General features: G+C 38.5%; 11 protein-coding genes. All 11 read left to right on the plus strand.

The window, feature by feature from the left end:
• Positions 1 to 47: 47 nt before the first annotated feature.
• Positions 48 to 761: a phosphoribosylaminoimidazolesuccinocarboxamide synthase gene (gene purC, locus H7K77_RS15680; RefSeq protein ID WP_186579037.1), complete on the plus strand. Its 714-nt coding sequence runs from the start codon at positions 48 to 50 to the stop codon at positions 759 to 761.
• A complete protein-coding gene (gene purS / locus H7K77_RS15685) occupies positions 758 to 1,009 on the plus strand; it encodes a phosphoribosylformylglycinamidine synthase subunit PurS (protein WP_186579039.1) in 252 nt (83 codons plus the stop codon). Before purC ends, purS begins: the two co-directional genes overlap by 4 nt.
• Entirely contained in the window at positions 1,006 to 1,689 is a 684-nt protein-coding gene (gene purQ / locus H7K77_RS15690; protein WP_186579041.1) for a phosphoribosylformylglycinamidine synthase subunit PurQ, read from the plus strand. The genes purS and purQ overlap by 4 nt, the downstream gene beginning before the upstream one ends.
• A complete protein-coding gene (gene purL / locus H7K77_RS15695; RefSeq protein WP_186579043.1) occupies positions 1,673 to 3,901 on the plus strand; it encodes a phosphoribosylformylglycinamidine synthase subunit PurL in 2,229 nt (742 codons plus the stop codon). The genes purQ and purL overlap by 17 nt, the downstream gene beginning before the upstream one ends.
• Positions 3,877 to 5,289 (plus strand): amidophosphoribosyltransferase, encoded by a 1,413-nt coding sequence (gene purF / locus H7K77_RS15700; protein WP_186579045.1) that lies wholly within the window; start codon positions 3,877 to 3,879, stop codon positions 5,287 to 5,289. The genes purL and purF overlap by 25 nt, the downstream gene beginning before the upstream one ends.
• Before the next feature lie 621 nt (positions 5,290 to 5,910).
• A complete protein-coding gene (gene purM, locus H7K77_RS15705; RefSeq protein WP_186579048.1) occupies positions 5,911 to 6,939 on the plus strand; it encodes a phosphoribosylformylglycinamidine cyclo-ligase in 1,029 nt (342 codons plus the stop codon).
• The gene (gene purN, locus H7K77_RS15710; protein ID WP_186579050.1) at positions 6,932 to 7,537 is read left to right on the plus strand and encodes a phosphoribosylglycinamide formyltransferase; all 606 of its coding nucleotides are present in this window, start codon (positions 6,932 to 6,934) and stop codon (positions 7,535 to 7,537) included. Before purM ends, purN begins: the two co-directional genes overlap by 8 nt.
• A complete protein-coding gene (gene purH / locus H7K77_RS15715) occupies positions 7,534 to 9,063 on the plus strand; it encodes a bifunctional phosphoribosylaminoimidazolecarboxamide formyltransferase/IMP cyclohydrolase (protein WP_186579052.1) in 1,530 nt (509 codons plus the stop codon). The genes purN and purH overlap by 4 nt, the downstream gene beginning before the upstream one ends.
• A gap of 99 nt (positions 9,064 to 9,162) precedes the next feature.
• Positions 9,163 to 10,422: a phosphoribosylamine--glycine ligase gene (gene purD, locus H7K77_RS15720; protein ID WP_186579054.1), complete on the plus strand. Its 1,260-nt coding sequence runs from the start codon at positions 9,163 to 9,165 to the stop codon at positions 10,420 to 10,422.
• Between the two features lie 245 nt (positions 10,423 to 10,667).
• Positions 10,668 to 11,417, plus strand: coding sequence for an ABC transporter ATP-binding protein (locus tag H7K77_RS15725; RefSeq protein ID WP_222599402.1), 750 nt, complete (start codon positions 10,668 to 10,670; stop codon positions 11,415 to 11,417).
• The gene (locus tag H7K77_RS15730; protein WP_186579056.1) at positions 11,417 to 13,060 is read left to right on the plus strand and encodes a hypothetical protein; all 1,644 of its coding nucleotides are present in this window, start codon (positions 11,417 to 11,419) and stop codon (positions 13,058 to 13,060) included. Before H7K77_RS15725 ends, H7K77_RS15730 begins: the two co-directional genes overlap by 1 nt.
• The last annotated feature ends 501 nt before the right edge of the window (positions 13,061 to 13,561 follow it).

A 13,561-nucleotide genomic window follows, 5' to 3' on the forward strand; every position in this document is an offset into this window, starting at 1 on the left:
GATAACATTCTTTGCGGCAGAGCCAATCCTAAAAAGAGGTGATTTGGGTGAAAGGCAATCTTCTATATGAAGGAAAAGCAAAGCAAGTTTTTGAAGTAGAAGGCAACGAATCTTTATTAGTTCTTTCTTATAAAAACGATGCAACAGCGTTTAATGGACAGAAAAAGGCTAATTTTATCGGTAAGGGTAGATATAACAACCTAATATCTGCAAAGGTATTTGAATATTTGCGAGATAAAGGAATTGCTTCCCATTTTGAAAAAAGCTTGAGCGATACAGAGCAGCTTGTGCAACGGACTACTATTATTCCGATAGAGGTAGTTGTAAGAAATATGGCTGCAGGAAGTATTACGAAACGACTTGGTATTAAGGAAAAAACTGTTTTTAATCCCCCACTTGTAGAATTCTTTTACAAAAAGGATGAGCTAGGTGATCCAATCATCAATGATCAGCATGCACTAATACTATCTGACGCAACAGTAGAAGAACTAGAAGAGATAAAGGTAACTGCTCTAAAAGTAAACGAGTTATTACAAGAATTTTTCTTAGGAATTAATTTGACGCTAGCTGACTTCAAATTAGAGTTTGGTAGAAACATAGATGGAAGTATTATCTTATCAGATGAAGTATCCCCTGATACTTGTAGACTTTGGGATCGTGACACAGGGAAGAAAATGGATAAGGATGTATTTAGAGAAGATCTTGGTGACCTATTGCAAGTGTACGATAATATTCTTCAACGACTGGAGGCAGTAAAATGATAAAAGTTAAAATTCACATTACATTAAAGCCGGGAGTTCTTGATCCACAAGGAAAAGCGGTTCAAGAATCATTGAACACACTTGGATATGAGCAAGTATTGAATGCACGTGTTGGGAAGTATATGGAACTGACGTTAGAAGAGGGTACAGATGTGGACCAACAAGTAGAGGAAATGTGTGCGAAACTGCTTGCCAATCCAGTAATTGAGGATTATGAGTACACAGTCGAGGAGGGTGTCACCCAGTGAAATTTGCAGTGATTGTTTTCCCTGGATCTAATTGCGACAGAGATATGTATTTTGCAGCCAAGGATGCTTTAGGTGCAGATGCAGAATTAGTATGGTATCAATCTGCAAACCTAGAAAACTATGATGCAGTTCTTCTACCTGGTGGATTCTCCTATGGGGATTACTTGCGTACAGGTGCAATTGCTTCGACTTCTCACATCGTTACAGAAATAAAGCAACATGCCGCTAAAGGAAAACCAGTTCTAGGTGTTTGTAATGGTTTTCAAATCCTTTTAGAATCTGGTTTATTGCCTGGTGCCATGCTGCGTAATAAAAATCTTAAATTTATGTGCCATTTTGAAAAATTAGTAGTGGAAAATAATCAAACCATGTTCACTTCTGACTATCGTGAAAAGGAAGTAATCTCTCTACCTATCGCGCATGGAGAAGGAAACTATTATTGTGATGAGGCTACGTTACTAAAATTAAAAGAAAACAATCAAATCGTGTTTACGTATGCTAATAATCCTAACGGTTCTGTAAGTGATATAGCTGGAATTGTAAACGAAGAAGGAAATGTATTAGGAATGATGCCACACCCAGAGCGAGCTGTTGAAGCAATTCTTGGTGGTGCGGATGGCTTGAAACTATTTAAATCGGTATTAACTAATTGGAGGGAAGCATATGTTGCAGGCGCCTGAGATTACCCCGGAAATAATTGAAAAAGATGGTTTGTATCGTGATATGGGGTTGACTGATGAAGAGTACCAATTAATTAAGAACATACTCAAAAGACAGCCAAATTTCACGGAAACAGGAATATTCTCGGTTATGTGGTCAGAGCATTGTAGCTACAAAACCTCTAAACCGTTACTTAAAAAGTTCCCAACGAAAGCACCACACGTACTACAAGGACCTGGGGAAGGTGCGGGTATCGTGGATATCGGTGATGGCCAGGCAGTTGTGTTTAAAATAGAAAGTCACAACCATCCATCAGCGGTAGAGCCTTATCAGGGTGCTGCAACTGGCGTTGGGGGTATCATTCGTGATGTATTTTCAATGGGAGCAAGACCTATTGCTATTCTCAACTCGTTACGATTTGGCAATTTAACGACTGGTCGTGTTAAATATTTATTTGAAGAGGTTGTAAATGGGATTGCTGGATATGGGAACTGTGTCGGAGTTCCGACAGTAGGTGGAGAAGTACAGTTTGACAATTGCTACGAAGGCAATCCGCTTGTAAATGCGATGTGTGTTGGATTAATAGATCAAAAGGATATTCAAAAGGGAATTGCTGCAGGTATTGGTAATACGGTGATTTATGCAGGTTCTCGGACTGGAAGAGATGGTATCCATGGTGCGACATTCGCTTCGGAAGATTTATCTGAAGAATCAGAGAGCAAACGTCCTTCCGTACAAGTCGGCGACCCCTTTATGGAAAAATTACTTATTGAAGCTTGTTTAGAAGTGATTCACTGTGATGCGCTTGTAGGAATGCAGGATATGGGTGCTGCTGGTTTAACTTCTTCTGCTAGTGAAATGGCAAGTAAAGCTGGTACAGGAATGGAAATGGACTTGGATTTAGTACCACAGCGCGAATTAGATATGACACCATATGAATTAATGTTGTCGGAATCACAAGAACGTATGTTATTAGTAGCGGAAAAGGGCCGTGAGCAAGAAATTATTGATATCTTTGAAAAATACGGTTTACAAGCAGTTGCAGTCGGACGTGTAACTGATGATCACCAGTTTCGTTTACTTCACAAAGGTAAAGTCGTAGCAGATATTCCAGTTGATTCATTAGCTGAAGATGCACCAGTATATCACAAACCTTCGGCGGTGCCGGCATATTTTGAGGAATTTCAGAAAATGGATGCTTATTATCCTGAAGTAAAAAGTCATGGAGAAGCACTAAAGGCTTTATTACAGCAACCAACTATTGCTAGTAAAGAATGGGTTTACGACCAATATGATTCCATGGTTCAAACAAATACAGTGTTTGCTCCTGGTTCTGATGCTGCAGTCTTACGTGTACGTGACTATGACAAGGCATTAGCCATGACAACTGACTGTAACTCTCGCTACATTTATTTAGACCCTGAAACAGGTGGGAAAATTGCCGTAGCAGAAGCGGCTCGTAATATTGTTTGCTCTGGTGCAAGACCATTAGCATTAACTGATGGCTTAAATTTCGGTAACCCTGACAAACCCGAGAATTTCTGGCAGATGGAAAAAAGCGTAGATGGTATGAGTGAAGCAAGTCTAAAGCTTAACACGCCTGTTATTAGTGGAAACGTGTCGCTTTACAATGAATCTAACAATCAAGCAATCTTCCCTACACCAGTAGTTGGAATGGTAGGATTACATGAATCATTAGATCATATTACGCCATCTTTCTTCCAAGCAAAAGGGGATGCCATCTATGTCATTGGGGAGGCTAACTCAGAATTTGGTGGTAGTGAGCTTCAAAACGTGATGGAAAATAAATATTTCGGCAAGGCACCAGCTATTGATTTAGATGTTGAGGTGAAACGTCAAAGTCAACTATTAAAAGCGATTCAATCAGGTGTCGTAGCATCTGCCCACGATTTAGCTGAAGGTGGATTAGCTATTGCTTTAGCAGAAAGCTTATTCTCAAAAGAAGAGCTAGGCTGTGAGGTAGATCTTAATGGTGATCTTACTGTTCAGTTATTTAGTGAAACACAATCTCGTTTTCTCGTTTCTGTGAAGCCAGAACACCAAACTGCTTTTGAAAGTCTAGTAGAAGATGCGAAGTGTATCGGTAAAGTAACGGCTAGTGCGGGATTAGTTGTTAAGCAATCTGAGGGTATTGTAGTAGATGAGAAGGTAGAAACGTTAAAAGGTTTGTGGAAAGGAGCTATACCATGCTTGCTGAAATCAAAGGCTTAAACGAGGAATGTGGAGTTTTTGCAATTTGGGGTCATGAGAAAGCGGCAGAGATGACTTATTATGGCTTACATGCCCTACAGCATCGTGGGCAAGAAGGTGCTGGCATTGTTACAAGTGACGGCGAAAACTTACATCTTCACAAGGGAAACGGGTTAGTAAATGAAGTCTTCCAGCAAGCGGAATTCTCCCGATTAAAGGGTAATGCAGCCTTGGGGCATGTTAGATATGCAACTCAAGGTGGCGGTGGCTATGATAATGTCCAACCACTCGTTTTTCGTTCTCAGAAAAATAGTATGGCGTTAGCGCATAATGGTAATTTGGTTAATGCGTATGCATTGAAAAATCAACTAGAGGCTCAAGGTAGTATCCTACAAACTACCTCTGATACAGAAGTAATAGCACATTTAATAAAGCGTAGTGGACACCTTGAAATGGATGAAGCTATTGCTTCAGCCTTAGGCATGGTAAAGGGTGCGTATGCCTTCTCCATCCTAACCGAAGACAAATTATATGTTGCACTTGATCCCCGTGGTTTACGACCACTTTCAATCGGGATGTTAGGTGGGGCTTATGTTGTTGCATCAGAAACTTGTGCCTTTGATTTAATCGGGGCTTCCTATATCCGGGAAGTAAAACCTGGAGAATTGCTAATTATTGATGATACGGGTATTACATCTAAACGATTTGCATCACCGTTGAAACGGACACTTTGTTCTATGGAATACGTCTATTTTTCACGTCCTGATAGTGACCTAGATGGCTTAAACGTTCATGCAAGTCGTAAAACGATGGGGAAACAATTGGCTCAAGAAGCTCCTGTAGAAGCGGATGTCGTTACTGGGGTTCCTGATTCTAGTATATCCGCTGCAATTGGTTTTTCAGAAGCAACTGGAATTCCTTATGAGCTAGGCCTTATAAAAAATAGATATGTAGGGAGAACCTTTATCCAACCGTCGCAAGAGCTCCGTGAACAGGGTGTTAAAATGAAGCTTTCTGCGGTACGGGGAATTGTGGAGGGCAAACGCGTAGTCATGGTTGACGATTCGATTGTGCGTGGTACAACGAGTAGAAGAATTGTACGACTTCTAAAAGAAGCAGGTGCAACGGAAGTACACGTTCGTATCGCTTCACCACCTATCGAAAACCCGTGTTACTATGGGATTGATACGTCTAATAAAGGCGAATTAATTGCATCCAACCACTCTATTGAGGAGATTCGTGAGCTAATTGGAGCGGATAGTCTTGCTTATTTAACACCTGAGGGATTAGAAACTTCTATTGTAAAGGATAGAGATTCAATTGAACACGGCGTCTGCCAAGCATGTTTCACAGGAAATTATCCTACAGAAATATACCCAGATACAGTGTTACCTGCGTATAAAGATTAATAGAAGGAAGCTGAAAATATCATTACTTGATACGTGAAATCTATAGACTCTGCATTAAGATTTTTGAGACTTCCATCCTTCTAAAACAAGTTGAGCGCTAATGCAGCGCTGCGGAAAAACACTCGCTTTCCGTGGGGAACGCTTCAGCCTCCTCGCTCGCAAAGAACGCTCTCTGTGGGGTCTTCAGACTGTTCCTTTCCCACAGGAGTCTCGTATTTTTCCGCAGCTTAGCAACCTCTCTTTTTACGAAAGAACTAGTTATTAAAGAAGTTAGTTCTAAAAGTTATAGCAACTCTTATAGGTCAGGAAGCTTGCCAGAGTGTAGGCAGAATGCGGAGACTTCTGTGGGAACAGCACGCGTCCGAAGACCCCGGAAGAAGCGTTCTTTGCTGATGAGGAGGCTGAGGCCGTGCCCACGAAAAGCGGAGTATTCTGCCGGAACGAGTTCAAGCACACATCAAAAGGTTCTTATAAGTTACTGCAGATTTTATCTCAACTACGTATTAAATCGTATCAAGTATTCTGAAATAAATTCCTTGGGCATGGATTATTCCTAAGAGTGAGAACAAGTACAAGAAGCTTACTAAAAATGATAGGTAGAAATTCTAAAGGAGCGTAATGATGAGCGAAATATATAAACAGGCTGGTGTGGATGTTCATGCAGGATACCGCGCAGTAGACTTAATGAAAAAGCATATCAAACGTACAAACCGCAAAGAAGTAATTGGTGGTGTTGGAGCTTTTGCAGGATTGTTTGACCTTAGTTCATTTTCGTATGAAGAGCCTGTTTTAGTTTCTGGTACAGATGGCGTTGGTACGAAATTAAAGCTAGCTTTTGAAATGGATAAACACGATACAGTCGGTATAGATTTAGTAGCTATGTGTGTTAATGACATTGTTGCGCAAGGAGCGGATCCGCTATTCTTCCTAGACTACATAGCTTGCGGAAAAAATGAACCAGAGAAAATAGAACAAATTGTCAAAGGTATTTCTGATGGTTGTGTGGAAAGTAATAGTGCCTTAATCGGTGGAGAAACAGCTGAAATGCCAGGCATGTACCAGGATGGTGAGTATGACTTAGCAGGATTTGTTGTTGGTATTGCTGATAAGAAACAGCTAATCACCGGGGAAATGATTGAACCTGGTGATAAAGTAATTGGTATTTCTTCAAGTGGCCTTCATTCAAATGGATTTTCTCTTGTTCGTAAGATTGTGGAAGAGCAGCAATTAGAACTGAGTAAAACGTACCCATCATTAAATAAACCGCTTGGTGAAGAATTATTAACACCTACGAAAATTTATGTGAAGGCTCTTAAACAGTTAAAACTAGATCTCACGATTAAAGGGATTAGTCATATTACTGGCGGTGGATTTTTTGAAAATATTCCACGAGCTTTACCGGAGAATTTGGGTGTTCATGTTGCATCAGGATCTTGGAAGGTTCCGACAATTTATACATTTTTACAGGAAAAAGCAAGTCTCAACTTTGATGACATGCTAGGTGTTTTTAATATGGGAATTGGTATGGCTGTCATCGTATCCGCACATGAGGCAGAATTGGCGATCCAGCTTCTAGAAGATATAGGGGAAGAAGCATATGTGATTGGGGAAGTTGTAGAAGGTAATGGGGTGACAGTAATCAATGGCTAAGTCAAAGATTGCTGTCTTTGCCTCTGGAACTGGTAGCAATTATGATGCGATTATCAATCAAATAAATACAGGGACGCTTGACTGTGAAGTTGCCTTGCTTATCTGTGATAAACCTGAAGCAGAAGTAATTAAAAAAGCTAAAATTAATCAAACACCTGTATTTACCTTCAACCCTAAACAATACGAATCAAAAGCTTTATTTGAAAAAGAAATTGTCTTTGAATTAAAACAGCGAGATATTGAATGGATTATTTTAGCTGGATATATGAGATTAATTGGTCCAACTTTGCTTTCTGAATATGAGTCCAGAATCGTCAATATTCATCCATCACTTTTACCTGCTTTTCCGGGAAAAGACGCAATTGGACAAGCATTCGAAGCGGGTGTTCGTGTTACCGGTGTAACAATTCATTTTGTTGATGAAGGAATGGATACCGGAGAAATTATTGACCAGGAGGCTGTTCGAGTGGACTTAGACGATACTCGATTGACCTTGCAGCAAAAGGTTCAAAAAGTAGAGCACAGACTATATCCACAAACTATCCAGAAATTAATAACCAATCAAAACAGGGCTATAGAGAGGGGAACAAAAGCATGAAAAAGAGAGCATTGCTAAGTGTATCGGATAAAAGTAATTTAGTGGAATTTGCACAAGGGTTAGATAAATTAGGATATGAACTAATCTCTACAGGTGGAACATTAAAGACGTTAAAGGAAGCGGGTCTCCCAGCACTTCCTGTTTCTGCTGTCACAAATTTTGATGAGATATTAGATGGAAGAGTGAAAACATTACATCCGTTTATTCATGCCGGTTTATTAGCTAGACGTGATGATGAATCACACCAACAACAACTTATGGAACGTGACATTCACCCGATTGATATAGTTGTGGTGAACCTTTATCCATTTAAAGAGACTATTGAAAAAGCAGGTGTAACAGAAGCAGATGCAATTGAGAACATTGATATTGGTGGACCGACGATGCTACGTTCTGCTGCCAAAAACTTTCGTGATGTAACTGTCGTAGTGGACCCATCTGATTATGATTCTGTTTTGGAACAATTAAATGGGGATAACTCTATTGATTTTCGTAAGCAATTAGCTGCAAAGGTATTCCGCCATACAGCCAACTACGATGCGATGATTGCGAATTATTTTTGCGATATTACAGGTGAAACAGATCCTGAAACTTATACGATTACATATGAAAAAGTACAATCACTCCGTTATGGAGAGAATCCTCATCAAAAAGCTGCCTTTTATCAAGAACCAAATGTTAAGGGTGCCTCCATTGCGAATGCGAACCAATTACACGGCAAAGAATTGTCGTATAACAACATTCAAGATGCAAATGCAGCACTTGAAATGGTGTTAGAATTCAGTGAACCTGCAGCAGTAGCTGTAAAACATATGAACCCATGTGGGGTAGGTATTGGCGAAAACATTTCACAAGCTTACACAAAAGCTTATGAAGCAGATCCGGTTTCTATTTTCGGTGGAATTGTTGCGTTAAATCGAGAAGTAGACGAAGCTACTGCAGATCAGTTAAAAGATATTTTCTTAGAAATCGTTATTGCACCTTCATTTTCAGAAAAAGCGCTGGAAATCTTAACTGTAAAACCAAACATAAGGTTACTAGAAACACCTATGGATAATGCAGGCACGAACCCTAAGAAGGTTGTTAGCGTTGTAGGTGGATTGCTAGTACAAGATAGAGACAGTGGATTTGTAACAGAATCTGAAATCACTGTACCTACTGAACGTAAACCTGATGCGAAAGAGTTAGAAGAACTATTATTTGCGTGGAAGGTAGTCAAGCACGTTAAATCAAACGCGATTGTTGTAGCGAAAGGTGATCAAACGATTGGTGTTGGTGCAGGGCAAATGAATCGTGTTGGTGCGGCAAACATTGCTTTTGAACAAGCGGGTGAGAAGGCAAACGGAGCTGTGATGGCTTCTGATGCATTCTTTCCAATGCCAGATACAGTAGAAGCTGCTGCAAAAGCTGGTATTAAAGCGGTCATTCAGCCTGGTGGTTCTAAGCGCGATCAGGACTCCATTGATGCTTGTAATCAACATGGAATTACGATGGTGTTCACAGGGATGCGTCATTTCAAACATTAATAGTAAAATAAAATCCATAGGAACTCTACCTATGGATTTTATCCTACATAAGTAAAAATAGTAAGCTTGATTAAAATAAAGCCTTATGAGGGGGAGACTATGAACGTATTAGTCATTGGTAGTGGTGGACGTGAGCATAGTATTATTAAGAAACTGACGGTAAGTAAGCAAGTAGATAAAATCTATGCAGCACCAGGAAACGGCGGAATTGCACAAGAGGCTACTTGTATAGATATAAAGGAAAGTCAAATAGAAGAATTAGTAACGTTTGCTAAAGAAAATAATATTGATTGGACAATTGTTGGTCCAGAGGTTCCATTAATTGCTGGGATAGTCAATGCCTTTCAGGTAGAGGGTCTAAATATTTTTGGACCAACAAAAGAAGCTGCATTAATTGAGGGTAGTAAGGATTTTGCTAAATCTATCATGAAAAAGTATGATATTCCAACGGCAGACTATCAAACTTTTACTAATATCGAAGAAGCGAAACAGTATATTGAAAGTAAGGGAGCACCTATTGTTATCAAAGCAGATGGATTAGCTGCCGGTAAAGGTGTGGTTGTGGCAACAACAGTGCAAGAGGCTTTAGCTGCTGTTGAAATGATGCTTGTAGATAACCAATTTGGCGATGCTGGTAGTCGTGTTGTCATTGAGGAATTCTTAGATGGTAAAGAGTTCTCTTTAATGGCCTTTGTAAACGGAGAGAAAGTGTATCCACTTATGCCTGCTAGAGATCATAAGCGTGCTTATGATCATGACAAAGGTCCGAATACTGGTGGTATGGGCGCTTATTCACCTGTTCCTGATTTAAAGCAAGCTGATTTAGATTATGCAGTAGAACATATTTTAATACCAACTGCAAAAGGAATGAAAAGTGAAGGGCGATCATTTACTGGGGTTTTATATGCTGGGTTAATTGAGACTACAAATGGGCCTAAGGTAATCGAGTTCAATGCTAGATTAGGTGATCCAGAAACACAGGTTATCTTACCACTTTTAAAAAATGATTTATTGCAAGTTATAATGGACGTAACTAATGGCAAAAACCCTGATTTAGACTGGGAGCAAGGGTATTGTATTGGTACAGTAGTTGCGTCCAAGGGGTATCCGGGATCCTATCAAAAGGAAGTTACTCTCCCTTCTTTGAGAGAAGATTCTAATTGTTTTATCATTCACGCGGGTACAGGGGCTGATAAGGAAGGACGCTATTACTCTACCGGTGGAAGAGTATTGTTAGTAGGATCTTTACAGAAAGACCAACAATTAGCACAGAAAAATATTTATGATTATCTTCGAGTATTTGATGAAGATGATAAATTTTTCTATCGTAGCGATATCGGGTTTAACAATAGTAAGTAAAACAGAAAAACTTGCGGGTTGCAGAAAATACTCGTAAGTTTTTTTATTTGGGGAAATATAACTGGGTTTCCTATAGCACTACTAATCGTAATGAAGTTTGGTAATCAATTAGATTTATGAAAAAAGTAAATCTTTCATAAAATTATATAAGGAAAAATATGTTAAAGTAGAGTTAGTTTAATGAATAGAAGGTGATTATTATCGAAACGAATCGCGAGAAGATCTTATCCATATCAAATTTATCCATGAGCTATGGTGATAATAAGGTATTGGATGGTATCGATTTAGATGTTTATAAGGGCCAAATCATTGGATATATCGGCCCAAACGGGGCTGGAAAAAGTACAACAGTAAAGATAATGCTAGGTCTTGTTGATGGTTATCAGGGCAGGGTGGATATTTTTGATCAAGATATAGCCAAAAGCGATGATGCATATAAGGCGAGAATAGGCTATGTCCCAGAGAATGGGGAGATCTATGATAATTTAACTGCCCAAGAATATTTAACTTTTATAGGTGAGCTTTATGGGATGGATGCTGAGTTTGCTGAGCAGAAAGCTAGAATGCTAGCTGACCAGTTTGGGTTAAGTGATGTTTTCTATAAACGAATAGCTTCTTTTTCTAAAGGGATGAGGCAAAAGGTGTTAATAATTTCTAGTTTACTTCATGACCCAGACTTACTCTTTTTTGATGAACCTTTAAGTGGGCTAGATGCTAACAGTGTCATGATTATTAAAGAGATTATGGCTAAGCTAGCAGAAGAAGGTAAAACAATCTTCTATTCTTCTCATATAATGGATGTTGTGGAAAAGATAAGTAACCGAATTATACTTTTATCAGATGGAAAAATAGCTGCAGATGGCACCTTTGAAGAATTGAAAGAGAAAAATAAAGAGGGAACTCTAGAAGAGATATTCAATCAAATTACAGGCTTTAATGAACAAAAGGAGATAGCTGAACAGGTTGTATCGATCGTTAAAGAGGTGGGAAGATAATGAAGAACTTCCTGTCTTTACGTATTTTGGACGTATTTCAAGGTCTATTTAAATTATTTGGTATTGATTATAGAATGATGAGGAAAATTCTTCGTCTTAAATTAACAATGGACCAGAGAAGAGTCCCAACTATTTTTAATCAATCAAAGAAAAAGAAGGAGGAAGAGGAACAATCTAACCATTTCCTTAAATCTCTTGGGATTTATGCACTCTATGGTCTTATCCTAATTCCTTTTTTGGTAATGGGGGACAATTATCTATTTCAAATGAGTTTAGTGTTTGGGATGTCGATGTTTATTTTAATGACCTCGATGATTTCTGACTTCTCCACTGTATTATTGGATGTAAGGGATAAAACTATTTTAAACACAAAGCCGATTGATAAACGGACTGTCAGTGTTGCAAAAGTGGTGCATGTATCGATTTACATGATACAGCTTACAGGAGCTTTTGCTTTGATTCCCTTAATAGTAAGCATTGCTACAAAAGGAATTTTGTTTGCGTTACTATTTGTCATACAACTAATATTCCTTGTCCTTTTTATTATTGTTTTAACGGCATTAATATATATCTTAATCCTAAGGTTCTTTGATGGTGAACGATTAAAAGATATCATAAATTATGTCCAGATTTTACTTTCGCTAGGTGTTGTAGTTGGATATCAGATTTTAGCAAGGTCATTTGAATTTGTAGACTTTCAGATGAAAATGAATTTGGAGTGGTGGCATGTATTTATACCACCTGTATGGTTTAGTGCGCCATTTGAACTAGTCCTACATAATAATTATGCGAATAATATTGTATTCTATTTTATTTTATCTTTCGTCATTCCAATATTGTCTGTGGTTCTTTACTCGTACCTAGTTCCCTCATTTGAACGGAATCTGGAAAAACTTCTTTATACAGGCGGAGAGAATAAGAAAAAGACTAACCATATCGACAATTGGCTAGCTAAATTGATATGCAGGAAAAAGGAAGAAAGAGTGTTTTTTACATTTGCTACACAGATGATGAAACAGGAACGAGAGTTTAAACTAAAGGTCTATCCTACTTTAGGCATTTCATTAGTATTTCCATTTATATTTCTATTTAATTACTTATCAACAGGGACTTTCTCAGAAATGAGAGAAAGTAAGATATACTTGATGATGTACTTCTGTAATCTGATGGTTCCTTCAGTTATTCACATGTTGAAATATTCGGGTAAATATAAAGGTGCATGGATCTATCGGGTTACTCCGATTAGGCAACCAGAGCAAATTTACAGTGCCACAATGAAGGCCTTTCTCATGAAACTGTATATTCCTGTTGTAACAGTAGTAAGCATAATCTTTATCTTTATATTTTCTGTAAGGATAATTCCAGATGTGATAGCAATGCTGCTTACTGGACTTATAGTCTCAACACTAGCATCAAAAGTTATGAACAATGACGTCTATCCTTTTTCCCAGTCATTTGAATTCTCTCAAAGCACTAATACAGGTTACATTTTCTTATTAATGTTTATTGCAGGAGTATTCGGTGGAATACATTACTTAATAACATTAGTGAATTTCGGGGTTTACATGTATATTGCGGTATTGATTATTATGTTATGGATAAGTTGGAAATTAGTTTTTAAGAAACGGCTTATACATAATTAGTCTTGATAATAAGCAGTTATCTCTTAGTTTAGAGATAACTGCTTTTATTTTTAGCAGGCTCTTTTCGTAGCTAGTTTGGATTTGATATTTAATTTATAAATACGAAAGCAGTCTTGAAAGCAAAATTGGCGATGTAAGAGGTAGCTAACGAAGCGAAAGCAGTCTTGAAAGCCAAAATTGGCGATGTAAGAGGAAGGCTAACGAAGCGAAACCATCCTTGAAAGCAAAATAGGCGATGTAAGACGGTAGTTAACAAAGCGAAAGCAGTCTTGAAAGCAAAATTGGCGATTCAAGAGGAAGGCTAACGAAGCGAAAGCAGTCTTGAAAGCAAAATTGGAGATGTAAGAGGAAGGCTAACGAAGCGAAACCATCCTTGAAAGCAAAATTGGCGATGTAAGACGGTAGTTAACAAAGCGAAAGCAGTCTTGAAAGCAAAATTGGAGATGTAAGAGGAAGGCTAACGAAGCGAAAGCAGTCTTGAAAGCAAAATTGGAGATGTAA

The sequence above is a fragment of the Aquibacillus kalidii genome (genome assembly GCF_014280935.1).
GTDB classification, from domain to species: domain Bacteria; phylum Bacillota; class Bacilli; order Bacillales; family Amphibacillaceae; genus Aquibacillus_D; species Aquibacillus_D kalidii.